This window comes from Micromonospora sp. C28SCA-DRY-2, from assembly GCF_030519475.1.
Lineage (GTDB): Bacteria > Actinomycetota > Actinomycetes > Mycobacteriales > Micromonosporaceae > Micromonospora.
Genome location: NZ_JAUMKD010000005.1, coordinates 295,178 through 321,085, shown reverse-complemented (window position 1 = coordinate 321,085; position 25,908 = coordinate 295,178). Strand labels below are relative to the sequence as shown.

Sequence of the window (25,908 nt, the reverse complement as noted above, 5' to 3'; positions counted from 1 at the left end):
CGGCCGGGTCAGAACCAGTCCTCGCGCATCTCCAGGGTGGTCCGGTCCAGGCTCTCCAGCAGGTCGAACTGCGGGCCGGTACGGGGCAGCTCGTACCGGAAGAAGTACCGGGCGGCCTGCCGCTTGCCGGCGTAGAAGGCCACGTCCTCGGCGGTGTCGGTCGGGCCGGTGGCGGCGTCGACGGCGAGCAGCTGCTCCAGCCACATCCAGGCGATCACCACGTGGCCGACCGCCTCCAGGTAGACGCTGGCGTTGGCCAGCGCCAGCTCCGGATCGCCCCGCTCCCACAGCCGCCGGGTCACCAGGGCGACCCGGTCCAGCGCGGCGCCGAGCCGGGCGGCCAGCTCGGCGGGCTCCCCCTCGGCCTTCCAGGCCCGGGCGACGGTGGCCCGGACGGTGTCGACCAGCAGCGCCAGCCCCGCCCCGTCGCGCATGGTCACCTTGCGACCGAGCAGGTCCAGCGCCTGGATGCCGTGGGTGCCCTCGTGGATCGCGTTGAGCCGGTTGTCCCGCCAGTGCTGCTCGACGTCGTAGTCGCGGGTGTAGCCGTAGCCGCCGTGCACCTGGATGGCCAGGTCGTTGGCGGCCAGGCACCACTGCGACGGCCAGCTCTTGGTGATCGGGGTGAGCACGTCCAGCAGCAGCCGGGCCCGGTCCCGGTCGGCCTCGGCGGGCGCGGTCCGCTGCTCGTCGAGCAGCCGGCCGCAGTAGAGCACCAGCGCGAGCGCGCCCTCCACGTAGCTCTTCTGCGCCAGCAGCATCCGCTTCACGTCGGCGTGGGCGACGATCGGCACCTGCGGCGCGGTCGGGTCCTTGTCGGCCACCGGCCGGCCCTGCGGGCGCTGCCGGGCGTACGCCAGGGACTTCAGGTAGCCGGTGTAGCCGAGCGCCGTGGCGCCGGCGCCCACCCCGATGCGCGCCTCGTTCATCATGTGGAACATCTGCGCCAGCCCCTGGTGCGGCTCACCGACGAGATAGCCGACCGCCCCGGCGCGCCCGCCCGGGCGGTGCACCCCCTCGCCGAAGTTGAGCAGGGTGTTCGTGGTGCCCCGGTAGCCCATCTTGTGGTTCAGGCCGACCAGCACCACGTCGTTGCGGGCGCCCAGCGCGCCGGCGGCGTCCACCAGCACCTTGGGGACGATGAACAGTGAGATGCCCTTGACCCCCGGCGGGCCGCCGGGAATCCGGGCCAGCACCAGGTGCACGATGTTCTCGGCGAGTTCGTGGTCCCCGCCGGAGATCCACATCTTGGTGCCGTGCAGCCGGTACGTCCCGTCGTCCTGCGGCTCCGCCCGGGTGGTGATGTCCGCCAGCGAGCTGCCGGCCTGCGGCTCGGACAGGCACATGGTGCCGAAGAAGCGGCCCTGCACCATCGGCCGGACCCAGGTGTCGACCTGCTCGGCGCTGCCGTGCGCCAGCAGCAGGTTGGCGTTGCCCAGGGTGAGGAACGGGTACGCCGAGGTGGCCACGTTGGCGGCCTGGAACCAGGCGGAGCAGGCCGCCGAGACGGCGTGCGGCAGTTGCATGCCGCCGACCGACGAATCCAGGCTGGCGCCCAGCAGCCCGGTCTCGGCGAACACCTCCAGCGCCGCCTTGACCTGCGGGATCAGCCGCACCCGCTGGCCGTCGAAGGTCGGCTCGGTGAGGTCGGCGGCCCGGTTGTGCGGGGCGAACCGCTCGGTGGCCACCCGCTCGGCGAGGTCCAGCGCCGCGTCGACGGTCTCCCGCGAGTGCTCGGCGTAGCGGGGCCGTTCGGTCAGCCGCACCACGTCCAGCCACTCGTGCAGCAGGAACCTCAGGTCACGGCGGGAGAGCAGGGTGGACGGCACGGGTCTCCTTCCTCGGCGGGCCGCCGGCACCGCGATCCGGTCCGGCCACCCGTCCGCAGCTCATCCTGACCGATCGCGCCGCCCGACGCAGCAACCGCGCGTCCGTGCCGCGCCCGCGCCGGATCCGCTCGGGCCGGCCCGCCCCCGTCCCGCCGGGCCGGCCCGCCCGCCGCCCCCGTCGGCTACACCGGCCGCCAGGACGCCGGGTCGTCCCACCCGTCCACCAGCCGGAGGGACGCGGCCAGCTCGAGCGCGCCGGTCCGGCCGCCCACCGCCGCCTGCCCCGCCACCGTCTCCGGGTTGACCTCGGCGACACAACCGGTGCAGCCACCGGGCAACTCGCCGACCCGGTAGACGCCCGTACCGTTGGAGAACTCGTCGGCCATGGCCCGCCGGCCGGCCACGGTGAGCCCGGCCTTGAATTCGCCGTCCTTGAAGATCCCGTTGCTCACGCCGAGCATGTAGTCGGAGCGGACCTCCGCCGAGCCGACGTTCTCCGGCAGCACGTACCGCAGGCTCGCGTCCAGCCACCCGCCCCGGAACGTCCGTATCTCGGTGCCCTCCAGGACCGCCCCCCCGGGGGCGGCGACCGACGCGAAGGGCACGGTCACCGGCCGCTCCTCCCAGACCAACCCCTCGGCGATCTGGCGGGCGAGTTCCTCCGGGCGGTCGTACTCCCAGACGCTGATCGCGATCCAGCCGTCCGGGGCGTACTGCCAGGAGAGCACGGCAGCGTGCTGGTGGGTGTAGAAGAACGCGGGCTTGCCGTTCACCGGCGCCACGGGCGCGCCGGGCAGCGGAACCTCTGGCGGGGGACCGCCCATCCGCCGGTCCTCGACCCGTTCCCGCTCGTTGAAGAAGACGTCCACCCCCCGGGCACCCATCCGGACGGTCACCGACGCGGAGAACGCCATGATCGGGCCCGCCTCGACCGGTCCGCCCGGGCTGATCGCGTCCGGCACACTCGCGTTGACAGTCACCATCCGGACGTCCGTCTCGTAGGTCTGGTGGCCCACGTTCGGGGGCAGCGAGCCGAGCCGGAACGGCTGGCGGGTCGGGTCGAACCGCTCGGGCGCGACGGTGGGCGGCCCGGCCGTCGGTGACGCGCTGTCGGCCGGCGGGACCGTCCGCGCGGCCCGGGGGCCACCGGCGAGGACGGTCCCGCCGAGCAGCGCGACCACGGTCAGCACGGCGGCGGCCCCGGCGACGGCGAACCGCCGCCGCCGCAGCATCCGCTGGCCGCCGGTGACCAGCTCCTGCGCCGGCACGCCGCCGGGCGGCAGTTCGTCGGCCACCCGGTGCAGCAGGAGGCGGACCGCCCGCTCCTCGTTGTCGTTCACCGCGCCACTCCCTCCGAGTCCGTGTCCACCGGCAGCCAGCGGCGCAGCGCGGCGAGGCCCCGCGCGGTCTGGCTCTTCACGTTGCCCGTCGAGCAGTCGAGCACCGCGGCGGTCTGCTCGACGGAGAGGTCCGCGTAGAACCGCAGCACCAGCACGACCCGCTGCCCCGGCGGCACCGACGCCAGCGCGCGGCGCAGCGTGACCGCGTCCACCACGGCCTCGTCCGCGCCGGGTGGATCACCGCGCGGCACCGGTTCGGGCGTACGGTCCAGCAGCCGCACCCCCCACCAGCGGGACCGCCGCTCCTCCTGGAAGACGCGCACCAGCATCCGGTGCACGTACGCCTCGACGTCGTCGGCGCCCCGCACCCGGGGCCACTTGAGGTAGAGCTTGGTCAGCGTCTGCTGCACCACGTCGTCGGCCCGATGCTGGTCGCCGGTGAGCAGGTAGGCGGTGCGGCGCAGCTTCGGGGTGGTGGCCGTGACGAATTCGACGTACTCGTGCCGTTGTGTCGCCTGCATCCACCACTCCCGTCCGCCGCCGTCACCGTAGGGATGGGCGCGGCCCCCGATCCGGTTGCACGCGCCCGCGACGGGTCAGCCCAGCTGACCGACCAGGTGGTCGACCAGGTCGCGGGGCAGGCCGTGGGTGTCGTGCAGCCAGCGGTAGTCCTCGCCGGTCAGCGGCCCCCGGGAGCGCCGCCGGGTGACCACCGGCCGGCCCCGCCGCAGCAGCTCCCGGAACCGGCGCTCCTCGTCGCCGAACACGTCGCGCACCTCGCCGACCCCGGTACGCTGCCCGAACCCGTCGAGGGTGTGCCGGATCGGCTCGGTCGGCAGGTCGCCGAGGCTGCGGGACGCGTCGTCGCGCCACAGCGTGGTGAGCACCCGGCGGACCAGCCGGCGCAGCACGTATCCCTGGCCGGTGTTCGACGGGCGCACGCCGTCGCCGACGACGACCACGCCGGAGCGGAGGTGGTCGCAGACCTGGCGCAGCGGCACCTCGTCCAGCCGCCACAGGCCGCCGACGCCGCGTACCCACGGTCGCAGGCCGTCGCCCTCGAAGACCGACCGGGTGCCGCCCAGCACCATCTCCAGCCGCTCCAGTCCCATCCCGGTGTCCACGTTGGGCTGCCGCAGCGGCTCCAGCCGGCCGTCGTCGTGCCGGTGGTAGCGCATCTGCACGTGGTTCCACACCTCCATCCAGCGCTCGTCGGTGCCGGGCGTGCCGCTGGGCGGGCCGTCCCCGGTCCAGACGAAGATCTCCGAGTCCGGCCCGCAGGGTCCGGTCGGGCCGTTGGACCACCAGTTGTCCTCGCCGCGGGTCAACTCCACCGGTACGCCGAGTTCCGCCCAGGTCTCCAGCGAGACCCGGTCCGGTCCGAGCTGGTCGTCGCCGCCGAACACGGTCGCGTGCAGCCGGTGGGAGTCGACCCCGAAACCCTCGCGCAGCAGCTGGTGGCCCCAGCGCAGGCTCTGCGAGACGTCGTAGTCGCCGAGCGACCACGAGCCGAGCATCTCGAACACGGTCAGGTGGGTGCGGTCGCCGACCTCGTCCAGGTCGGTGGTGCGCAGGCAACGCTGGACGTTCACCAGCCGGCGGCCCAGCGGGTGCGGGCGGCCCGCCAGGAAGGGCGTCAGCGGGTGCATCCCGGAGGTGGTGAACAGGACCGGGTCACCCGGCGGCGGGATGAGCGAGCTGTCCGGGACCGGCAGGTGTCCGCGCTCGCGGTAGTAGTCGAGGAAGGTGCTGACGATCTGGTCGCGGTTCACGGCGGTGGCCTTTCGGGTCGTGACGACCGGAAAGGGTCCGCTGGCGCGGCGAGGGCTGCCCCGGAGCACGAAGAAGCCGGCGGACCGTTTCCGGTCGCCGGCGAAGGGGTCGGGAGATCAGGCGGCGGCGACCGACGAGCTGGCAGCTCGTGCGGCCGCGGCGATGCGTCGGCGCCTGGACTCCATGCCCCCGACTGTACGTCGCCCGGGCGCCGCCGCCCACCGGGTTTCCGCCGGCGCCCGCCCCTCCCCGGGTGCCGGCGAGCCGACCGCGGGCCGGGGTCGGCCCGCCGGACGGCACCGCGGGTGCCGGATCAGCCGCCCAGGGACGGCGCGAGGACCCGCGCCGGCCGGTCGTCGGCCGGGCTCGGGTCGGCCGGGCTCGCGGCGGCCGGGGTGCGGTTGGGCAGGGAGAGCCGGAAGACCTTCCTCCAGGCGGAGAAGACCTGCCGGGGCAGCGACCCGGTGGTGTAGCGCAGCCCGTACCGGTCGAAGAGGGCCCGCACCTCGGGGGCGATCTCCTGGTAGCGGTTGCTCGGCAGGTCCGGGAAGAGGTGGTGCTCGATCTGGAAGGACAGGTTCCCGGTCATCAGGTGCAGCAGCCGGCTGCCGCTGATGTTCGCCGACCCGAGCATCTGCCGCAGGTACCACTCGCCGCGGGTCTCCCCCTCGATGGAGCGCTTCTCGAAGGTCTCCACGCCCTCCGGGAAGTGCCCGCACATGATCACCGAGTGGCTCCACAGGTTACGGATCAGGTTCGCGGTGAAGGTGGCGGCCAGGGTGCTGAGGAACGACGGCCCGGACAGCAGCGGGTGCAGCACGTAGTCCTTCAGCACCTGCCGGCGGATCTTGCGCCCGACCGCCTTGGCCCGGGCCCGGAACTGCGGGTCCCGGTGCCGCCCCCGCTGGAGGTTCTTGCCCAGCTCCAGGTCGTACGCGGCGATGCCGTACTCGAAGAAGCACGCGTTGAGGAAGTTCCACAGCGGCTGGCCGAGGTGCATCGGGTGCCACGGCTGGTCCTCGTCGACCCGCATGATGCCGTAGCCGAGGTCGTTGTCCTTGCCGACCACGTTGGTGTACCGGTGGTGCAGTTCGTTGTGCGAGTGCTTCCACTGGTCCGCCGGCGAGACGTGGTCCCACTCCCAGGTGGTCGAGTGGATCTTCGGGTCGCGCATCCAGTCCCACTGGCCGTGCAGGACGTTGTGCCCGATCTCCATGTTCTCCAGGATCTTCGCGACCGCGAGACCGGCGGTGCCGACCACCCAGGCCGGCGGGAAGAGCGAGAACAACAGCACCGCCCGGCTGCCCAGCTCCAGCCGCCGCTGGGTGGTGATGACCCGGCGGATGTACGCGGCGTCCCGCTCGCCCCGGCTGGCCACCACCCGGTCGCGGATCGCGTCCAGTTCCCGGCCGATGGTCTCGATGTCCTCGGCCGTCAGGTGCGCGATCGGGTTGTCGGGCTTCTTCTGCAGCACAGTCATGTCGGGGCTCCGATCAGAGGTCGAGGTCGCAGGGCCCGGCGGCCGCCGACACGCAGGTCTGCACGAGCACGCCGTCGCCGGGCACGGCGGTGGTGAGCTGGCCGTTGCGCAGGTCGCGGACGGCCCCCTGGCGCAGCGGGACGACGCAGCCGAAGCAGATGCCCATCCGGCAGCCCGAGGGCATCAGCACCCCGGCCCGCTCGCCGGCGTCCAGGATCGGGGTGGCGCCGTCGGCCTCGACGGTCACCGCGGCCCGGGCGAAGGTGAGCGTCCCGCCCTCGCCGGGGGTCACCACTGTCGGCCGGAACCGCTCGGTGTGCAGCCGGTCGGCGCACCCCCGCGACGTCCAGTGCTCCTCCAGCGCGTCGAGCAGGCCGACCGGCCCGCAGGCCCAGGTCTCTCGGTCGAGGTGGTCGGGCACCAGGGCGTCGAGGTCGGCGACGCCGAGCAGGCCGTCGGTGTCGGTGTGCCGTTCCACCAACCGGATCACCCCGTCGGCGGCGAGCCGGCGCAGCTCGGCGCCGAAGATCACGTCGGTCGCGGTGGGCGCGGAGTGCACCACGACCACGTCCGCACCGGCGAGCGCACCCGCGCGCAGCATCCCCATCACCGGGGTGATCCCGCTGCCGGCGGTGAGGAAGAGGACCCGCCGCGGGGCCGGTTCCGGGAGCACGAAGTCGCCCTGGGCCTGGTCGAGCTGCACGACCGTCCCGGGTCGCAGCCGGCGGACGAGGTGGTTGCTGACCAGCCCGTCGGGGATCGCCTTGACCGTCACGGTGATCGGGTCGGCGCGCCGGCCGGGCGCCGAGGTGACCGAGTAGGCCCGCCACTGGCGTACGCCGTCGACGTCGACGCCGAGCCGCACGTACTGCCCCGGGGTGTGCCCGCGCCAGCCACGGCCCGGCCGGATGACGAGCGTCGCCGCGTCCGGGGTCTCCGGGCGGACGGCGAGGATCCGGCCGCGCAGGTCCGCCGAGCGCAGCGGCGCGACCAGGTCGAGGTAGTCCTCGGGCAGCAGCGGGGTGGTGACCGCGGCGGCCAGCCGGAGCAGTCCGCCCCGGACGGACCGCTTTGCCCGAGAGGCGGGGACTGTCGTGGTCATACCTCGATGGTCGCGGCGCCCTGGCATAAAATCTTGGCCCAGGCGGGTGAAGCGGTCCCGCATTCTTGTGCGGAGGGAACAAGTCGTGACGGAGGGTACCGGGGCGACCCACCGCGCGGCCCGGCTGGAGCTCGACGAGCGGGTGGCCGACGCGCTGCGCGACCGGCTGCCGCTGCTCGCCGAGCGTACGGTCTCCGCGATTACCGCCGAGGTGCCCAGCTACTCCGGCGCCCTCACCGGCCAGATGCGCGCCAAGATCGCCAACGCGGTGCAGATCGCGCTCGGCACCTTCCTCCAGCTGATCGAGCGGCCCCGGACGGCCGATCCGAGCACCCCGCTGGTCCCCGCGCTGGAGGCCGCGTACGCGCTGGGCAGCGGCGAGGCGCGCTCCGGGCGGAGCATGGACGCGCTGCTGGCCGCCTACCGGGTGGGCGCCCGGGTCTCCTGGCGGGAGATGGCCGCCACCACCGTCGAGGGCGGGCTCGCCGCGGCGACCGTCGCCGAGTTCGCCGAGCTGATGTTCGCCTACATCGACGAGCTCTCCGCCGCGAGCGTCGCCGGCCACTCCGACGAGCTGGCCAGCGCCGGGCGGGCCCGGCGGCGCAACCTGGAACGGCTGACCCAGCAGCTGCTCACCGGCGAGCCGGAGGAGGTGCTGCTGCGCAGCGCCGAACGGGCCGACTGGCCGCCGCCGCAGACCCTCACCGTCGTCCTGCTGCCGCGGGCCAACCTGCGCTCGGCGCTGGCGCTGCTCGACGAGCACACCCTGGAGAGCGCGGAGGACCTGCCCACGGCGGAGCCGGACGCGGAGCTCGCCGTGCTGCTCGTCCCGGACGCGCACGGCGACCGGCGGCGCCAGCTCGCCCGGGTGCTGCACGGCCGGCGGGCCGTGCTCGGCCCGGCCCGCCCCTGGACCCGGGCGGCGTACGCCTACCAGCGGGCCGTGCGGGCACACGCGCTCGGCATCGACCACCCGGCGGACGGCGCCGCGCTGGACACCGAGCAGCACCTGGCCGAGCTGCTGCTCGGTACCGACCCGGAGGCGCTGGCCGACCTGCGGGCCCGGGCGCTGGCGCCGCTGGCCGGGCTGCCACCGGCCACCGCCGACCGGCTCGCCGAGACGCTGCGCTCCTGGCTGCTGCACCACGGCCGGCGCGACGACGTGGCGGCCGACCTCTTCGTCCACCCGCAGACCGTCCGCTACCGGATGGGCAAGCTGCGCGAGCTGTACGGCGACCGGCTCACCGACCCGGCCAGCGTCCTCGACCTCACGGTGGCCCTGGCGTTCCGGCAGCCGCCCGGGCCCGACGCGGTGGATCGGGCCTGATCCCCGGATCGGGTTGCCGAGCCGGTGGTGTTGGTGCTATATCCGGGATTAGCAGTCCAACCCTGTGAGTGCTAACGGTACCGGGGACGGGCGGTGGGTTCTGCCGTGCGCGGTGCGCGCCGGCCGGGGTTGCCGTCGCGGGCGCCGCCTGACCGCCGGACCGGTGTGTGCGGAGGGCAAGTAATGGCAGCAAAGATGATCGCGTTCGACGAAGAGGCGCGCCGCGGCCTCGAGCGGGGCATGAACCAGCTCGCCGACGCCGTGAAGGTGACCCTCGGCCCCAAGGGCCGCAACGTCGTGCTCGAGAAGAAGTGGGGTGCCCCCACCATCACCAACGATGGTGTGAGCATCGCCAAGGAGATCGAGCTCGAGGACCCGTACGAGAAGATCGGCGCCGAGCTGGTCAAGGAGGTCGCGAAGAAGACCGACGACGTGGCCGGTGACGGCACGACGACGGCGACCGTCCTGGCCCAGGCCCTGGTTCGTGAGGGCCTGCGCAACGTGGCCGCCGGCGCCAACCCGATGGCCCTGAAGCGGGGCATCGAGGCCGCCGTGGCGCAGGTGACGGAGAACCTGTTGCAGCAGGCGAAGGAAGTGGAGACCCGCGACCAGATCGGCTCGACGGCGACGATCTCCGCCGGCGGCGACGCGGCGGTGGGCCGGGTGATCGCCGAGGCGATGGACAAGGTCGGCAAGGAAGGCGTCATCACCGTCGAGGAGAGCAACACCTTCGGCCTGGAGCTGGAGCTCACCGAGGGCATGCGCTTCGACAAGGGCTACATCTCGCCGTACTTCATGACCGACCCGGAGCGGATGGAGGCGGTGCTGGACGACCCGTACGTCCTCATCGCCGACTCGAAGATCTCGGCGGTGAAGGACCTGCTCCCCCTGCTGGAGAAGGTCATGCAGGCGGGCAAGCCGCTGCTGGTGATCGCCGAGGACGTCGAGGGCGAAGCGCTGGCCACGCTGGTGGTCAACCGGGTGCGCGGCACCTTCTCGTCGGTGGCGGTGAAGGCGCCGGGCTTCGGTGACCGCCGCAAGGCCATGCTCGCCGACATGGCGGTGCTCACCGGCGGCCAGGTGGTCAGCGAGACCATCGGGGTGAAGCTGGAGAACGTCACCCTGGACATGCTGGGCCGGGCCCGCAAGGTCGTGGTGACCAAGGACGAGACCACGATCGTCGACGGTGCCGGTGACGCCGAGCAGATCCAGGGCCGGGTGAACCAGATCCGGGCCGAGATCGACAAGAGCGACTCCGACTACGACCGGGAGAAGCTGCAGGAGCGGCTGGCCAAGCTGGCCGGTGGCGTCGCGGTGATCAAGGTCGGCGCGGCCACCGAGGTCGAGCTGAAGGAGCGCAAGCACCGCATCGAGGACGCCGTGCGCAACGCGAAGGCCGCCGTCGAGGAGGGCATCGTCCCGGGTGGTGGTGCCGCGCTGGTGCAGGCCGGCAAGACCGCCTTCGACAAGCTGGACCTGACCGGCGACGAGGCGACCGGGGCGCAGATCGTGCGGTCGGCGCTGGAGGCGCCGCTGCGGCAGATCGCCCGCAACGCCGGCCTGGAGGGCGGCGTCGTCGCGGAGAAGGTCAAGACGCTGCCGGACGGGCACGGCCTGGACGCCGCGACCGGCGAGTACGTCGACCTGCTGGCCGCGGGCATCATCGACCCGGCCAAGGTGACCCGCTCGGCGCTGCAGAACGCGTCGTCGATCGCGGCGCTGTTCCTCACCACCGAGGCGGTGGTGGCGGAGCGGCCGCAGCAGGAGAAGAAGACGCCGGCCGCCGGCGCGGGTGACCTCGACATGTGAGGCCGCGGCCGGAGGCCGGGTGATGGGTCGGATGTCCCGCCGACCGGCGGGACGAGTCACATCGGAGGTGATGTTCACATGGCACTGATGAGCTGGGATCCGTTCACGGCGCTGGCCCGGCTGGACAGCACGTTCGATGAGCTGATCCGGCAGAGCTTCGGCACCCGGACGCAGCACTACGTGCCGGGCGTCGACATGGCCACCGACGGTTCGGACGTGGTCATCAGCATGGAACTGCCGGGGGTGCACCCGGACGACGTCGACCTCGAGGTCGTCCCGGGCCGGCTGACGGTCTCGGGTGAGCGCCGCGACACCCTGGACCAGCACCGTGGCCGGCTCCTGGTTCGGGAGCTGCGCTACGGCACCTTCCGGCGCAGCTTCCAGCTGCCCGACGGGGTCGACGCCGACCGGGTCGAGGCGCAGTACGACAACGGGGTGCTGGCCATCCGGGTCAGGGACGTGACCCGGCCGATGGAGCAGCCCCGGAAGATCGCCGTCCGGTCGGCGGCGCCGGTGCGGCAGATCGAGGGCGCCGACGCCGCGGCCGACCACAGCCGTCGGGCGGAGACGTCCACCGCCTGACGCGCCTGCCGGTGCGGACCGGCGACCCATCGCAGCAGCGCCCGGGGTGGTGGCCGGCGGTCACCACCCCGGGCCGGCCGGACCGGAAGGAGTTGCTCGCCATGCGTTCACGGTCACCTCTCGGCGCCGTCGCCGGCCTGCGCGGCGCCCGGTCGCGCCGGGCCGACCCCGACCAGTTCGGCGGTCTGCGCGTCGACGACGTCATGACCCCCGATCCGGTCACCGCCGTACCGTCGGCGTGGCTCGCCGCGTTCGTGGAGCACACCGTGCTGTGCCGGCCCTTCTCCACCTATCCCCTGGTCGACCTGGACGGGCGCTTCACCGGCCTGGTAACGCTCAACGACATCCGCGCCGTCCCGGCCGACCGGCGCTGGTGGACCCGGCTCGGCGACATCGCCACGCCCGCCGACGAGGCGGTCACCGCCGCTCCCGGTGAGCCGCTGTCCGCGCTGGCGGCCCGGATCGACGCCCGCGACCCGGCGTGCCGCGGGCGGGTGGTGGTGCTCGACGACCACCGCCGGGTGGTGGGCGTCATCACCCCGAGCGATCTGGCCCGCGCCACCCTCCGGGCCGAACTCGGCACCGCCCCGGGCACGCCCCGGCGTCGTCCGCCTGCCCGGACGAGCGAACCGCCGGCCGCTGCCGGCGACCGCCTCCTGCCGGCCTGACGCATCGGGTACGCCACGTCGCCCGGTGACCGGCCCGCCGCGGCGCGAGGTCGACGTGGGACGGTCCGGGCATCCCCCGGCAGCGACACCACGGGCGGGCCGGACGGCCCGCCCGCCCCGCTCAGGCGACGTGGTCGAGGTAACCGGCGATCGCCTCGTCCAGCACCGCCCGGCCGGGCCGGGACCAGACCTCCTCGGCGAAGACCTCCACCTCGATCGGGCCGGTGTAGCCGGCGGCGTCCACCGCCTCGCGGAAGCGCCGCAGCTCGACGCAGCCCGCGCCGGGCAGGCCCCGGCCGAGCAGCACGCCGGCGGGCAGCGGCGTGACCCAGTCGGCGACCTGGAAGCAGGCGATCCGCTCCGCCCGCCCGGCCCGGGCGATCTGCGCCCACACCTGGTCGTCCCACCACAGGTGGTACGTGTCCACCACCACGCCCACCGCCTCCGGCGGGTACGGCTCGGCCAGGTCCAGCGCCTGGCCGAGGCTGGCGACCACGCACCGGTCGGAGCAGAACATCGGATGAAGCGGCTCGACCGCGAGCCGTACGCCCGCGGCCAGCGCGTGCGGCACCAGCGCACCGATCGCCTCGCCGACGTGCGCCCGGGCGGCGTCGAGGTCCCGGCTGCCGGCCGGCAGCCCTCCGGAGACCAGCACCAGCACCGGCGCGCCGACGCCGGCCGCCTCGTCGATCGCCCGCCGGTTCTCGTCGAACCAGCCCGGCGCGTCGAAGAAGCCACCGCGGCACAGCGAGGTGACGGTGAGGCCGGCGTCCCGGACCAGGGCGGCGGCCGCCTCGACCCCGTACGCGGACAGGTCCTCGCGCCACAGCCCGACGTTGCCCACGCCGGCGTCCACGCAGCCGGCGACCAGGTCCGGCAGCGGCCACCGGCGGGTGGTGGCCGAGTTCAGCGCGAACCGCTTCACTGCGCCACCCCCGCCGTGGTCAGGAACGCCCGCGCGCGGTGGGCGGCCAGGTCGGCGTCGGGCAGCAGGCCGGCGGCGTCGGCGAGCCGCAACAGCCGGCTCAGGTGCGCCGGCGACCGGCCCGACTGGAGGCCGCCGACCATGGTGAAGTGGTCCTGGTGGCCGGCCAGCCAGGCCAGGAACACGATGCCGGTCTTGTAGTAGAAGGTTGGTGCGCCGAACAGGTGCCGCGCCAGCGGCAGCGTCGGCGCCAGCAGCCGGTCGTACCCGGCCAGGTCACCGTTGTCGAGGGCGCGCAGCGCGGCGGCCGCCGGCGGGGCGATGGCCGCCAGCACGCCGAGCAGCGCGTCGGAGTGGCCCTGCGCGTCGCCCCGGATCAGCGCCGGGTAGTTGAAGTCGTCGCCGGTGTAGAGCCGCACCCCGGCCGGCAGGCGCCGGCGCAGCGCCACCTCGAACGCCTCGTCGAGCAGCGACAGCTTGATCCCGTCGACCTTGCCGGGGTGGCCGGCGACCAGCGCCAGCACGGTCTCCGCGGCTCGCGCCGGGTCGGCGTCACCCCAGTAGCCGGCCAGCGCCGGGTCGAACGCCGGCCCCAGCCAGTGCAGCACGACGGGCCCGTCCGCGTCGTCGATCAGCCGGCCGTAGACGTCGAGGTACTCCTCCGCGGAGCGGGCCGCGGCGGCCAGGTGCCGGCTGCACATCAGCACCGGCCGGGCGCCGGCCTCCTGCACGTCGGCGAGCTGTTCGGCGTACGCCTCGCGGATCTCGTCCAGAGTGGCCGGGCCGGCCGGCAGCTGGTCGGTGGCGACACCGGCGCAGATCGCGCCGCCCTCGGCCCGGGCCGCCGCCGCCGAGCGCCGCACCAGCTCCCGCGCGGTCGGGTAGTCCAGCCCCATCCCCCGCTGGGCGGTGTCCATCGCCTCGGCCACCCCGAACCCGTACGACCACAGGTGCCGGCGGAACGCCAGCGTCGCGTCCCAGTCGACGGCCGCCGGTGCGCCCGGCACGTTCTCGGCCCGCGGGTCGGCGACCACGTGCGCGGCCGCGTACGCCACCCGGCTGGTGAACGGCGCGCCCGGGGTGGCGTGCTCGCCGCCCGCCCCGGAGAGCGTGTACGCCCGGTCGGGCAGCCGAACCGTGTTGCTCATGCCGGCACTCCGCTTCGCTCCGTGCCGCCATGAGGCACCACCGCACCGAGCCCGATGATTCGCTCGCTCCGCTCGCTCATGCCGGCACTCCGCTTCGCTCCGTGCCGCCATGAGGCACCACCGCACCGAGCCCGATGCTCCGCTCGCTCCGCTCGCTCATGCCGCCAGCTCCGGGATCTCCACGCGCCGGCCCTCCCGCGCGGACAGCAGGCCCAGCTCGGCCAGTTGCACGCCGCGCGCGCCGGACCACAGGTCCCAGCTGTACGGGGCGTCCTCGGCGACGTGCCGCAGGAACATCTCCCACTGCGTCTTGAACCCGTTGTCGTACACCTCGTTGTCCGGCACCTCCTGCCACTGCGACCGGAAGTCGTCGGTGGACGGCAGGTCGGGGTTCCACACCGGCTTCGGGGTGCTGGCCCGGTGCTGCACCCGGCAGCGGCGCAGCCCGGCCACGGCGCTGCCCTCCGTGCCGTCGACCTGGAACTCGACCAGCTCGTCCCGGTTGACCCGGACCGCCCAGGACGAGTTGATCTGCGCGACGATGCCGCCGTCGAGTTCGAAGATGGCGTACGCGGCGTCGTCGGCGGTGGCGTCGTAGGGCTCGCCGTCCTCGTCCCAGCGGCGCGGGATGTGCGTGGTGACGTGCGCGGTGACCGCCCGCACCGGCCCGAAGACCTGCTCCAGCACGTAGTGCCAGTGCGGGAACATGTCGACCACGATGCCGCCGCCGTCGGCGGCCCGGTAGTTCCAGCTCGGGCGCTGCGCGGCCTGCCAGTCGCCCTCGAAGACCCAGTAACCGAACTCGCCGCGCACCGACAGGATCCGGCCGAAGAACCCGCCGCGCACCAGCCGGTCGAGCTTGCGCAGCCCGGGCAGGAAGAGCTTGTCCTGCACCACGCCGTGCCGCACCCCGGCCGCGTCGGCGGCCCGGGCCAGCTCGACGGCGCCGTGCAGGGTGGTGGCCAGCGGCTTCTCGGTGTAGATGTGCTTGCCGGCCTCGATGGCCAGGCCGATGGCCTTCTCCCGCTCGCTGGTCACCTGGGCGTCGAAGTAGATCGCGGTGTCCGGGCGGGCCAGCGCCGCGGCGAGGTCGGTGGTCCAGTCGGTCAGCCCGTGCCGGTCCGCGACGTCCCGCAGCTTGGCCTCGTTGCGGCCGACCAGCACGAGTTCCGGCCACAGCCGTCCGCCGCCGCGCAGCGGGACGCCGCCCTGCTCGCGGATCGCCAGCAGGGACCGGACCAGGTGCTGCCGGTAGCCCATCCGCCCGGTCACGCCGTTCATGACGATCCCTATCGGGATACGTGCCGTCATCGCCTCGCCCTCCAGGTAAGCGGGGTTCTCGCGCACCCGACCGGGTGCCGCGTCTCGGGGTGCCCCGGCGGGGTACGGCGGCCACGTCGCCGCCGCACCCCACCGGCGCGGGTCAGGCCGGCGTGCCGGTCACCGTGAGGTGACGCAGCCGGCCGACGTTGTCGAAGGAGCCGAAGCCGACCCGGCCGGAGCCGAAGGTGGTGTCCTTCGCGGTCATCAGCGGGTCCTTGCGCCCGTCGACGTAGACGGCGATCTCCCCGGTGGCCGGCAGGTGCTTCACCCGCACCTTGTGCCAGTCGGCATCGGTGATCGCCGGGTTGGCGCCGCGGGACCGGCCGTTCCACTGGTGGTCGATGCGTTCCCGGTCGGCGTTGTTGACCTTGAAGATGCCGTTGTGCGGGTAGATCGTGTGGTCGGTGGAGAGGTGGGCGTAGTAGAACTCGGTGTCCGACCGCCAGCCGAAGACGATGATGACGTCCCGGTTGGTGACCTCCACCGGCGTGTCCAGCCGTACCCGCGCCTCGACCTCGACCGACGACCAGGCCGGCCCGGCGGTCAGCACCGCGTACTCGAAGGGCCGGCGCGGGCCGGGCCGGCTCACCCCGGCCTCGGCGAGGATCACCTCGTCCCTGGTGAACCGCCACTTCGCCGGGGTGACCGGCGCCCAGTTGGGCGCGCCGGCGGTCCTGCGCAGCCGGGTGTCGCCGACGTCGCCGGCGGCGAAGACCCGGGTGCCGGTGACCTTCCAGACCTTGCCGTTGGCCTTGGCCAGGATGTAGAGCTCGCCCGCGGCGTCGGTGCCGAAGCGCAGGTCGACCCGGTTGGGGTCGCCCGGCGCGCCGGGGCCGGAGAGGTCCTGCATGCGCACCGGGTTGCCGGCGGCGTCGAAGAGCGCGAGCCGGTGGATCGGGGCGAGGCCCGCACCCCGGCGCATCCGGTTCGCCTCGGTGTAGAGCACCCGGCCGTCGACCAGGTCGCCGAAGACGTACTTGCCGCGCAGCGCGGGCAGCTCCTTACCCCGGTAGACGAAGCCGCCGGCCACCGCGACCCCGACGTCCGAGGTGCAGTTCCAGCCCGGCGCCGGGTCGTGGTCGTACGCGGCGACCGGGTAGGTGTAGCCGTAGCTGGCGTCGTCGGCGGGCAGCGGCAGCAGCTTGTCGCAGGGGTTGCTGGCCGTCTTGTCGAAGACGTACGCGCCCTCCCGCTCGCTCCAGCCGAAGTTGTCGCCGGCACGCACCTCGTAGATCGCCTCGACGGCGTGCTCGCCGATGTGCCCCAGGTACATCCGGCCGGTGGCCCGGTCCCAGCTGAACCGGTGCGGGTCGCGGAAGCCGACCGCGTAGATCTCGCCGAGCGCGCCGGCCCGGCCGACGAACGGGTTGGTGGCCGGGATGCCGTACTGCCCGTTGGCGGAGTTGGTGCCGCGCGGGTCGATGCGCAGCAGCTTGCCGTGCGGCATGGCCAGGTTCTGCGGGTCGCTGTTGCGCACCCCGAGGCCACCGTCGCCGACGGCCAGGTACAGCAGCCCGTAGTCGCTGTCGTGGCGCGTCGCCGTCGGGTTGAAATTGATCTCCTGGACGCCGTGGATCTGGCCGCCGAACCCGATCCGCAGGATCTCCCGCCGGCTGCCGGCGAAGGTGTCGGCGGCCGGGTCGCTCGCCGTCCACTCGGTGATCACCCCGTGGAACAGGGTGCTGGACTGCACGTAGTCGGGGACCTCGGTGGTGGCCGACGCCTGTTCGGTGTGGATGGTGTAGAACCGGCCGTTGCTGCCGAACTCGGGGTGGAAGGCCACGTAGCCGAAGCCCTGGCCGAGCCCGCGGCCGGAGAAGAACCGCGGGGCGAAGGTCGCCGCGACGTCCAGGTAGACGTGCGGCACGCCGTCCTCGACCAGGTAGAGCTTGCCGTTGAGGTCGGGCACCGCCCGGCGGCCGGAGCCGTCGGGCAGCTCCATGATGGTGTTGATCCGGGCGGTGCGCATGAGCCGCTGGTCGGTCGGCGCGGGGGTGGGGACGGACTGCGGGAAGCTGGCGTACTCGGTGAGCACCAGGCCGAGCCGGGACTGGGTGGGCATCTCGATGACCGGATCGTCGATCGGGTCGGCGGCCCGGGCGGGCGCGGCGACCAGGGTGGACAGGACCAGGGCGGCGGCCGTGAGCCCGGCCGCCAGCGCGGATCTGCGGATGCTGCCGATACTGTGCACGCGGGTCTCCTTCTCGGTGGGGTCGTGCCGAGGGTGGTCAGCGGGCCAGGTAGCGGTACTGCTTCTCGACGTCGCGGGCGGAGACCGCGGTGTCGAGGAACATCAGGGCGTCCATGCGGCAGTCGCACGGGTTGCGTTCCAGGTTGTCCTGCGGGAAGCTCCCGCCGATCTTGATGCCCCGCGGGTCGGAGGCGGTGGTCACGTGCGGGCCGGGCCCGGACACCAGCCACGGGTCGTCGGTGCGGGTGTAGAAGCCGTCCAGCGGCCGGCCGTTGCGGTAGAGCGCCATCGTTCCGGTGCCGAAGTCGAAGGTGGCGGCCAGGTGCACCCACTCCCCCTTCGGCAGCAGGGTGCGCCAGTCCGCGTTCGCGGCGAAGGTCTGCGAGTTGCCGCCGTCGAGCCGCCGGCCGAGGGCGACCAGCCGCAGTTCGCCGTTGACGTCGATGAGCTCCAGCAGCGCCCGGACGCCGTGGCCGTCGGAGTCGCCGGTCAGCACGCCGGCCAGGCCGATGGCGTTGAACCGGTCGTCCGGGTTCGGGGTGGTGGAGTTGGGCAGCGGGGCGTCCATCTCCAGCTTGAACCAGCCCATCACGGTGGTGCCGGCGACGGCGCTGAACGGGCGCAGCGTACGTACGCCGCTGGCCGAGAAGATGCCGGCCTTCCAGTCGTCGTTGCCGGCCCGGTCAGGGTCGACCTGCCGGGTCTGCAACGCTCTGCCGCTGCCCGGGTAGGCGCGGTCCGGCACCCGCATGGCGGCGCCGCCGTTGACCAGTTCGATCTCGGTGCCGGAGCGGCCCTGGTCGCGCTCCAGCGCCACGTCGCCCGGCACCGGGTGGTCGAAGTCGTAGTAGGCGACCAGGTGCTCGCGCAGGGTGGGGTGGACGTCGCGGGGACGGTTCCGGTCCGCCTGGGCCGGCGCGGTGGCGGCGCCGGCCAGGACACCGGCCGCCAGCAGGGCGGCGGTGACGGCGGCGGCGCGTCTGGTTCGGGTCATCGCGTACACCTCTCCTCGGGTCCGCGTGGCACGTAACCGCTTCCGTAAGCGCTTACGTGACGCGCCGGGTCATCTCGTCGTGCCGTTCGTCGCGGGGTCGCCTCGGGAGTCGCGGGCTCGGTGGACAGTCGGGGTCGGGTCAGCGCTTGGGCGTGACCGCCGGTTCGGCGGGCCGCCCGCCGAGGTACAGCTCGCCGAGCTGGGGGTCGGCGAGCAGTTGCGCCGCCGGCCCGGAGATGTGCACCCGCCCGAGGTCGAGGACGCAGCCCAGGTCGGCGGTCTCCAACGCCCGCCGGGCGTTCTGCTCCACCAGCAGCACCGCGGTTCCGGCGTCGCGCATCCGCACCACCTGCTCGAACACCGTGCTGGTCGCCTTCGGGTCCAGCCCCATCGAGGGCTCGTCGAGCAGCACCACCTTCGGGTCGACCATCAGCGAGCGGGCGAACTCCACCTGCTTCTGCTGGCCGCCGGAGAGCAGCCCGGCCAGCGCGGTCCAGCGCTGCGCGACCACCGGGAACAGCTCCCGGACGAACTCGGTCCGCTCGGCGATCAGCGCCTTGTTCCGCAGCGTGTAGCCGCCGAGCAGCACGTTCTCCGCCACTGTCATCTCGCGGAAGACGCTGTGCCCCTGCAGGACGTGTGCCACCCCGGCGGCGAGCATCCGTTGCGGGCCCTGGCCGGTGACGTCCTCCCCGCCCACCAGGATCCGCCCCGAGCGCGGCCTGAGCAGGCCGCTGGCCACCTTCAGCACGGTGGACTTGCCGGCTCCGTTCGGGCCGACCAGGCAGACGATCGTGCCGGCGGGCACCGAGACGGTGAGACCGCGCAGCACCGGCGCCGCGCGCCCGTAGCCGGCGTGGACGTCGACGAGTTCGATTTCAGACGCCAAGGTAGGCCCCCAGGACGCGTTCGTCGGAGCGGATCAGCGACGGCGGACCCTCGGCGATCGGGCGACCACGGTCGAACACCACGATGTGGTCGCTGACGCTCATCACCAGGTCCATGTTGTGCTCGACGATGACGAAGGTCCGCCCCTCGGCGTTGAGCTCGCGCACCAGGGAGCCGATCCGGTCCAGCAGCGCCGGGTTGACCCCGCCGGCCGGCTCGTCGAGCAGCACGGTCTCCGGGTCGCTCATCAGCACCCCGGCGAGTTCCAGCAGCTTCTGCTGCCCCCAGGACATGGTGCGCGCCTCGGACCCGGCGAGGTGCTCGATGCCCAGCCGGGTGAGCCACGCCCGGGCCCGGTCCACCTCCGCCCGGGTGTGCGCGCCGCGCAGCGACCCGGCCAGCCCGTGCGGGCGGACCGCCGCGAGCACGTTGTCCAGCGCCGACATCCGGGGGAACACCCGGCACAGCTGGAAGGTGCGGCCGATGCCGGCGCGGGCGATGGCGTGCGGCGACCGCCGGGTGATCTCCTGCCCGCGGTACGTCGTCCGCCCGGCGTCCGGCCGGATCATCCCGGTGACGCAGTTGAAGAACGTCGTCTTGCCCGACCCGTTCGGCCCGATCAGGGCGTTGACCTGGCCGTGCCGGAACGTCACCGTGGCACCGTCGAGCGCGACCACGCCGCCGAACGCCTTGGTCAGCCCCTCGGTCGCCAGACTGCGCGGCTGGCTCATCCCGGCACTCCGCATCGCCGCGTGCCGCCTGGCGGCACCACCGCGCCGCGTCGTCTGACGTCTCGCCCACTCATGGCCGCTCCTTCGTCGGTTGCGCGCCGCCGGGGACCGCGACGGCGTCGACCCGCGCCCCCGCCGTACGCTCCTCGCGCAGTTGGGCGGCGGTGACCTCGCGGATGGAACTCTGTGTCGTCCCGAACAGCCGGTTGGCCAGCGCGCCGATCGCCGGCAGCACGCCGTCGGGCATGAACAGCACGACGAGCGCGAGCAGCACGCCGGTGGCGACCAGGTGCAGCGGCGTGTTGCCGAACTCGACCTTGAAGTACTCCAGCGCGATGCCGACCACCAGGGCCCCGACCAGCGGGCCGAACAGGTGCCGGACCCCGCCGAGCAGCGCCATCAGCACCAGGTAGGAGCCGGTCAGGATGGAGAACTGGAAGACCGGGTCGAGGTCGCCGAACCAGAGCGCGTAGAGCCCGCCGGCCAGCGCGGTGAACCCGGCCGAGACGACGAACACCACGAGTTTGTACGCGAACGTCGGTGTGCCGAGCGCCTCGGCCTTGTCCTCGTCCTCCCGGATCGCCTTGAGCCCGAGGCCGAACCGCGAGCGGTCGATCAGCCACCAGGCCAGCAGCGCGAGCCCGAGCAGCCCGGCGAAGAGGAAGTAGAACACCCGGTGGTGCTCCGGGCGCAGCAGCCCGGGGAACGGTCGCGGCACCACCAGGCCCCGCGAGCCGCCGGTGAGCGAGGCCCAGCTCTGGAAGACCAGCAGCAGGATCAGCACCAGGGCGATGGAGACGATGACGAACGAGGCGCCGCGTACCCGCAGCGCCGCGTAGCCGATCGGCACCGCCAGCACGGCCACCAGCAGCGCCGCCACGGCCAGCGCCACGAAGCTGGGCAGCCCGGCCTTGGTGACCAGCAGCGCGGTGCCGTAGCCGCCGAGGCCGGCCAGCGCGCCGTGGCCGAGCGAGATGTAGCCGGTGAACCCGCCCACGAAGTTCCACGACGTGGAGAGCACCGCGTAGTTCAGCACCACCACGCCCGCGGACAGGATGTACGGGTTGGGCGCCAGCGACGGGAAGGACAGCACCGCGGCGGCGAGCGCCACCAGCGCGACCGCCCGCACGATCCAGCCGACCCGCCCGCGGGCGAGCACCCTGGTCGTGGCCGGTGTCGTGGTGCCGCCGTCCGGCGCGGCGCCCGACTCCGGCCTCCCGGTGGCGGCCGGGTGCGGCCCCGCCGCGGTGGCCGGCCCCGGTCGGGCGGCGGCCGGCTCGGCGGCGGCGGTGGGCGGCTTCGGGGCGGTGGTGGTCGCCTCCGGCGAGGTGGGGGCCGGGTCCGGCCCGGTGGTGGCCGGGGTGACGGTCGGGTCAGAAGCGCTGGGCAAGGCGACCTCCGAAGAATCCCTGTGGCCGGAACGCCAGCGTGGCGAACAGGGCGAGGTAGAAGATCGTCTGCGCCCAGGTGGTGCCGAGCGGGATCTGCAACAGGCTCTGCGCCATCCCGAGCACCATGGCGGCCATCGCGGCGCCCGGCACGCTGCCGAGGCCGCCGACCACGATGATGGCCATCAGCGGACCGATCCAGTGCCAGTGCAGCGACGGGTAGATGGTGGTGTCCAGGGCGAGGGCGGTGCCGCCGACGGCGGCGGTGGCCAGGCCGATGCCGAAGCCGTACCCGGCCACCTTCTCGGTCTCGATGCCGACCAGCCGGGCCGCGTCGCGGTGCTGGATGGTGGCGCGCAGCGCCCAGCCGAACGTGGTCTTCTTCATCAGCAGGTAGAGCGTGAGCAGCGCGACGGCGGCGAGGCCGAACGCGATCAGCTTCACCACCGCGATCCGGGCGCCGAAGAGGCCGAAGCTGGCCGAGCCGTAGCCGAGCTGGATGCGCCGCTGGGTGCCGGTGAAGGCGTAGCCGAGCAGCCCCTCGATGGTGACCGCGATGGCGAAGGTCAGCAGCACCGACATCATGGTCAGCGTCGCCGCGCGCAGCCGGGCCAGCAGCAGCCGTTGCAGCAGCACGCCGGCGCCGAAGAAGAGCGGCACGGTGACCACCATCGACAGCAGCGGGTCCACCCCCAGCCGGGTGTGCGACCACCAGGCCAGGTACGCGGCCAGGATGAGGAACGCCGAGTGGGCGATCATCACCACCCGCATGATGCCGAAGTAGAGGGTCAGGCCGGCCGCCAGGAGGGCGTAGAGCCCGCCCAGCAGCAGACCCAGGATGACGCTCTGGAAGAGCAGCGCACCGGAGGGCATCGCCGCGCCTACCAGGCCGGCTTCGGGTAGACCAGGTCGGTCTCCTTGGCGTCGGCCGGGAGCACGATCTGGATCTCGCCGCCCACCCACTGCTGGATCATGTGGGCGCCCTTCGGCTTGCCGGTCTCGTCCCAGGAGAGCGGGCCGACGACCGTCTCGACGGTGTTGCCGCGCACCCACTCGACCAGCTTCTTCTGGCACTCGCCCTGCTCGGCGCAGCCCACCGCGGTCACCGCCGCCGCGACGACCTGGCCGGTCGTGTACGCGTTGGCCTCGTCCTCCTCGGGCGGCGTGCCGAACTGCGCGGTGTACTTCTCGACGAACTCCTTGTTGCTGGGGTACGGCGCCTTCTGCGTGTAGCCGGTGGGCGAGAGGATGCCCTCGGTCTTGTTGCCGATGGCCGCCGCGAACTCCGGGTTCGTCGGTGCGGTGGAGAACGCCGCCAGCTTCGGCTGGTACTTCAACTGCTGGAGGGCGACGATCAGGTTCACGCCGTCCTGGTACTGCGAGCCACCCACCACGATGTCGGCCCGCGAGGCCGCGATCTTCGCGGCGATGCTGCCGAAGTCGGTGGTGTTCGGTGGGTAGACCTCGTCGACGACCGTACGGATGCCGGCCGCCTCCAGCTTCTCCTTGAGCCCGTACGCCGTGCCCTGCGCGAACGGGTCGTCCATGGCCGCGTACGCCGCGGTCTTCGGCCGCTGGTCGGCCGGCAGCGCCAGCAGGTACTCGGCCAGGTGGTTGTAGTGGTCGTTGGCCACCGCCGGGGCCGCGTAGAACAGGTTCTTGAAGCCCTGCTCGAAGACCTCCTTCGCGGCGCCGGCCGGCTCGACGAAGAGCATGCCGTACTCCTCGGCCACCCGGGCCGCGGGCACCACCAGGCGGGTGGAGAACGGCCCCACCACGAGGTCGACCTGGTCGGAGCCGATGAGCTGCTCGTAGTCGGCGACCACCCGGTCGGCGTTGGACTGGTCGTCGAGGATCTTCAACTCGACCTTGCGGCCGAGCAGACCCCCCTTGTCGTTCGTGATCTTCGCCCAGGCCTCGTACCCGCGCTGCACGCCCTTGCCCGGCTCGGAGAAGTCTCCGGTGAGCGGGAGGGAGATGCCGACCACGATCGGATCGTCGCTTCCGGCGGAGTCCCCGCCGCCGTCACCACCGCAGGCCGTCAACGCGAGCGTCATCGTCGCGCCGAGAGCCGTCAGCCATCGGATTCGCCTGTATCGGTTCGTCATCCCGCAACGCTCCTTTGCCCGGGACGGAAGCGCTTACGAAAGCGCTTTCGTAGCCTAAGCTGTGTCCTGCGCCACTGGCAATACCGTCGATGCGTTGTTGTTTCCGGGGAGTTGCGGATGCCCAAACCTGGCCCGAGGCTGCGCCTCGTGGACGTCGCCGAACGCGCCGGCGTCTCGCTGGCCACCGCGTCCCGCGCGCTCTCCGGGCGCGAGGGCGTCAGCGAGGAGGTCGCCCGGCACGTCCGGCAGGTCTCCCGCGAACTGGGTTACGTCGCCAACCCGTACGCCCGCACCCTGGCCGGCGGCGCCAGCTCCACGGTGGGCCTGGTGGTGCACCAGGTCGACGACCCGTACTTCTCGGAGATCGCCGGCGGCGTCATCCAGGTCGCCGCCGAGGAGGGGCTGCTCGTGCAGATCTGCCACTCCGGCCGCGACCCCGACAACGAGCTGCAACAGCTGCGGCACCTGATCGCCCAGCGGGTCGGCATCATCCTGATCGCCGGCTCCGGCTACAACGATCCCCGGATCGAGGCGGCGGCGCGCGCCGAGCTGTCGGAGTTCCAGCGCGGCGGCGGCCGGGTCGCCGTCATCGGCCGGCACGCCCTCGGCGTGGACGCCGTGCTGCCGGAGAACGAGGCCGGCGGCCGCGCGCTCGCCGAGCACCTGCTGGAACTCGGCCACCGGCGGATCGCTGTCGCCGCCGGCACCGCCGCGCTGACCACCGTCGCCGACCGCCTCGCCGGCGTCTCCGCCGCGCTCGGCCGGCACGGGCTCACCCTCGACGACCTGCCCGTGGTCCACTGCGACTTCACCCGCGACGGTGGCCGGGCGGCCGCCGAACAGATCCTGCGCGAGCACCCCGAGACCACCGCGATCATCGCGCTCAACGACGCGATGGCCATCGGCGTGCTGTCCACGCTGCGCGCGCACCGGGTCCCGGTGCCCGAACGGATGTCGGTGGTCGGCTTCGACGACGTCTCGGTGGCCGCCGACCTGGCGCCCAGCCTCACCACCATCCGGCTGCCGATGACCGACATGGGCCGGATGGCGCTGGGCCTCGCCCTCAAGCCCCGCGCGGCCCGCCCCCGCCGCCGCTCCACCGGCCACTCCCTGGTGGTACGCGACTCCACCGGCCCCGCCCCGACCCTCCGTCGATCATGAGGTTGTCGACCCGACACGCCGACGTCGCCATCGACAACTTCATGATCGACGCGATGCCGGCGGGCAGCGGGCAGCGGTCGGCCCCGCCCGGGAGGGCGGGGCCGATGGTTGGGGTCAGCGGGCTGGGGCCACGGGTTTGTCGTCCGGTTCGGTGGTGGCGGTCGCGGCCGCCTCGGCCTCGGCGATGATGCGCCGTTCCTCCTCGCGGTTGGCCAGGTACCGGCGCACGGAGTAGGCGAGGGCGGCCGCCCAGACGACGTAGATGACCGCGTAGACCGGGTAGCGGACGCTGTCGGGGGCGTCGATCCAGTCGCTGCGCAGCAGGGTGCGGGTGTTGGTCAGGATGATGATGCCGCCGACGGCCGAGCCGAGCACCCGCGGCGGGATGTGCCGCACCAGCCAGGCGGCGATCGGCGCGGCGATGATGCCGCCGACGAGCAGGGCGGCCACCCAGGCGAAGTTCACGCCCTCCGAGCCGATGCCGACGATGAAGCCGATGCTCGCGGCGACGGCGACGAGGAACTCGCTGGTGTCGATCGAGCCGATCGTCTTGCGCGGCTCCAGCCGGCCGCTGGCCAGGATGGCCGGCGTGCCGACCGGACCCCAACCGCCGCCACCGGTGGAGTCGACGAACCCGGCCACCACCCCGAGCGGGGAGAGGAAGCGCTTGCGCAGCGGCTTGCCGAGGTTGCCCTTGGGCAGGCCGACAGCGGTGAACCGGACCAGGATGTAGAGGCCGAGCGCCAGCAGGATCAGCGACATCAGCGGCGCGGCGGTCTCGGTCGACAGGCTGGACAGGAACGTGGCGCCCGCGAACGCGCCGACGGCGCCCGGTATGCCGATCTTCCAGACCACCTTCCAGTCGACGTTGCCGAACCGCCAGTGCGCGGCCCCGGAGACCAGGGTGGTGCCGATCTCGGCCAGGTGCACGGTGGCCGACGCGGCGGCCGGGTTCGTGCCGATGGCCAGCAGCAGCGTCGTCGAGGTGACCCCGTACGCCATGCCGAGACTGCCGTCGACGAGCTGGGCGCCCAGGCCGACGAGCGCGAGCAGGATGAGTTTTCGCATGTCAACCACCAGTCCGGGTGAGGGGGTTCAGGTTCGTCGGTCGATCGGTCGTCGGGCGGTCGGGCGGCGGTGC

22 protein-coding genes are annotated in these 25,908 nt (G+C 73.3%); 5 read left to right on the top strand and 17 right to left on the bottom strand.

Going from position 1 to position 25,908, the window contains the following annotated elements; genetic code table 11:
* Positions 1–8: 8 nt before the first annotated feature.
* The 6 genes from Q3W71_RS22165 to Q3W71_RS22140 all read right to left on the bottom strand — a co-directional run bounded on the left by Q3W71_RS22165 (position 9) and on the right by Q3W71_RS22140 (position 7,524).
* Positions 9–1,829, bottom strand: coding sequence for an acyl-CoA dehydrogenase (locus tag Q3W71_RS22165; protein ID WP_302921304.1), 1,821 nt, complete (start codon positions 1,827–1,829; stop codon positions 9–11).
* A gap of 182 nt (positions 1,830–2,011) precedes the next feature.
* Positions 2,012–3,169, bottom strand: a complete 1,158-nt coding sequence (locus tag Q3W71_RS22160) for a hypothetical protein (protein ID WP_302921303.1) — start codon at positions 3,167–3,169, stop codon at positions 2,012–2,014.
* The gene (locus Q3W71_RS22155; RefSeq protein WP_302921301.1) at positions 3,166–3,690 is read right to left on the bottom strand and encodes a SigE family RNA polymerase sigma factor; all 525 of its coding nucleotides are present in this window, start codon (positions 3,688–3,690) and stop codon (positions 3,166–3,168) included. The genes Q3W71_RS22160 and Q3W71_RS22155 overlap by 4 nt, the downstream gene beginning before the upstream one ends.
* 75 nt (positions 3,691–3,765) lie before the next feature.
* Entirely contained in the window at positions 3,766–4,941 is a 1,176-nt protein-coding gene (locus tag Q3W71_RS22150; protein ID WP_302921300.1) for an alanine--tRNA ligase-related protein, read from the bottom strand.
* A gap of 314 nt (positions 4,942–5,255) precedes the next feature.
* Complete coding sequence (locus Q3W71_RS22145) at positions 5,256–6,422, bottom strand: acyl-CoA desaturase (protein ID WP_302921299.1); 1,167 nt, start codon at positions 6,420–6,422, stop codon at positions 5,256–5,258.
* Between the two features lie 13 nt (positions 6,423–6,435).
* On the bottom strand, positions 6,436–7,524 hold the full coding sequence (locus Q3W71_RS22140; protein ID WP_302921298.1) for a ferredoxin reductase: 1,089 nt from the start codon (positions 7,522–7,524) through the stop codon (positions 6,436–6,438).
* An 85-nt stretch (positions 7,525–7,609) separates the two neighbouring features.
* Between Q3W71_RS22140 and Q3W71_RS22135 the strand changes: the two genes are divergently transcribed.
* From Q3W71_RS22135 to Q3W71_RS22120, 4 genes are all read left to right on the top strand, one after another.
* Positions 7,610–8,851, top strand: coding sequence for a CdaR family transcriptional regulator (locus Q3W71_RS22135; protein WP_302921297.1), 1,242 nt, complete (start codon positions 7,610–7,612; stop codon positions 8,849–8,851).
* Between the two features lie 183 nt (positions 8,852–9,034).
* Positions 9,035–10,660 (top strand): chaperonin GroEL, encoded by a 1,626-nt coding sequence (gene groL, locus Q3W71_RS22130; protein ID WP_302921296.1) that lies wholly within the window; start codon positions 9,035–9,037, stop codon positions 10,658–10,660.
* An 87-nt stretch (positions 10,661–10,747) separates the two neighbouring features.
* Positions 10,748–11,242: an Hsp20/alpha crystallin family protein gene (locus Q3W71_RS22125; protein WP_302921295.1), complete on the top strand. Its 495-nt coding sequence runs from the start codon at positions 10,748–10,750 to the stop codon at positions 11,240–11,242.
* Positions 11,243–11,343: 101 nt separating this feature from the next.
* On the top strand, positions 11,344–11,910 hold the full coding sequence (locus Q3W71_RS22120) for an HPP family protein (protein WP_302921294.1): 567 nt from the start codon (positions 11,344–11,346) through the stop codon (positions 11,908–11,910).
* Between the two features lie 121 nt (positions 11,911–12,031).
* Here Q3W71_RS22120 and Q3W71_RS22115 read toward each other — a convergent pair whose 3' ends face one another.
* The 10 genes from Q3W71_RS22115 to Q3W71_RS22070 form a co-directional block, all read right to left on the bottom strand.
* Positions 12,032–12,835 carry a sugar phosphate isomerase/epimerase gene (locus tag Q3W71_RS22115; RefSeq protein WP_302921293.1) on the bottom strand — a complete coding sequence of 268 codons (804 nt, stop codon included), beginning with the start codon at positions 12,833–12,835 and terminating at the stop codon, positions 12,032–12,034.
* Positions 12,832–13,983, bottom strand: a complete 1,152-nt coding sequence (locus tag Q3W71_RS22110; RefSeq protein ID WP_302921292.1) for a DUF993 family protein — start codon at positions 13,981–13,983, stop codon at positions 12,832–12,834. The genes Q3W71_RS22115 and Q3W71_RS22110 overlap by 4 nt, the downstream gene beginning before the upstream one ends.
* 156 nt (positions 13,984–14,139) lie before the next feature.
* A complete protein-coding gene (locus Q3W71_RS22105) occupies positions 14,140–15,294 on the bottom strand; it encodes a Gfo/Idh/MocA family protein (RefSeq protein WP_302921291.1) in 1,155 nt (384 codons plus the stop codon).
* A 112-nt stretch (positions 15,295–15,406) separates the two neighbouring features.
* Entirely contained in the window at positions 15,407–17,497 is a 2,091-nt protein-coding gene (locus Q3W71_RS22100) for a sorbosone dehydrogenase family protein (RefSeq protein WP_302921290.1), read from the bottom strand.
* Between the two features lie 37 nt (positions 17,498–17,534).
* Positions 17,535–18,491, bottom strand: coding sequence for a LamG-like jellyroll fold domain-containing protein (locus Q3W71_RS22095; protein ID WP_302921289.1), 957 nt, complete (start codon positions 18,489–18,491; stop codon positions 17,535–17,537).
* 139 nt (positions 18,492–18,630) lie between these two features.
* Positions 18,631–19,380 carry an ABC transporter ATP-binding protein gene (locus Q3W71_RS22090; protein WP_302921288.1) on the bottom strand — a complete coding sequence of 250 codons (750 nt, stop codon included), beginning with the start codon at positions 19,378–19,380 and terminating at the stop codon, positions 18,631–18,633.
* Complete coding sequence (locus tag Q3W71_RS22085; RefSeq protein ID WP_302921287.1) at positions 19,370–20,110, bottom strand: ABC transporter ATP-binding protein; 741 nt, start codon at positions 20,108–20,110, stop codon at positions 19,370–19,372. The genes Q3W71_RS22090 and Q3W71_RS22085 overlap by 11 nt, the downstream gene beginning before the upstream one ends.
* A 70-nt stretch (positions 20,111–20,180) precedes the next feature.
* Positions 20,181–21,500, bottom strand: coding sequence for a branched-chain amino acid ABC transporter permease (locus Q3W71_RS22080; RefSeq protein ID WP_302921286.1), 1,320 nt, complete (start codon positions 21,498–21,500; stop codon positions 20,181–20,183).
* A complete protein-coding gene (locus Q3W71_RS22075) occupies positions 21,484–22,371 on the bottom strand; it encodes a branched-chain amino acid ABC transporter permease (protein WP_302921285.1) in 888 nt (295 codons plus the stop codon). The genes Q3W71_RS22080 and Q3W71_RS22075 overlap by 17 nt, the downstream gene beginning before the upstream one ends.
* A gap of 8 nt (positions 22,372–22,379) precedes the next feature.
* Positions 22,380–23,486, bottom strand: a complete 1,107-nt coding sequence (locus Q3W71_RS22070; RefSeq protein WP_302921284.1) for an amino acid ABC transporter substrate-binding protein — start codon at positions 23,484–23,486, stop codon at positions 22,380–22,382.
* Between the two features lie 237 nt (positions 23,487–23,723).
* Between Q3W71_RS22070 and Q3W71_RS22065 the strand changes: the two genes are divergently transcribed.
* Positions 23,724–24,767, top strand: a complete 1,044-nt coding sequence (locus Q3W71_RS22065) for a LacI family DNA-binding transcriptional regulator (RefSeq protein ID WP_302921283.1) — start codon at positions 23,724–23,726, stop codon at positions 24,765–24,767.
* A 114-nt stretch (positions 24,768–24,881) separates the two neighbouring features.
* Here the strand turns inward: Q3W71_RS22065 and Q3W71_RS22060 are convergent, their stop codons facing one another.
* On the bottom strand, positions 24,882–25,835 hold the full coding sequence (locus Q3W71_RS22060; RefSeq protein ID WP_302921282.1) for a sulfite exporter TauE/SafE family protein: 954 nt from the start codon (positions 25,833–25,835) through the stop codon (positions 24,882–24,884).
* Positions 25,836–25,908: the final 73 nt, after the last annotated feature.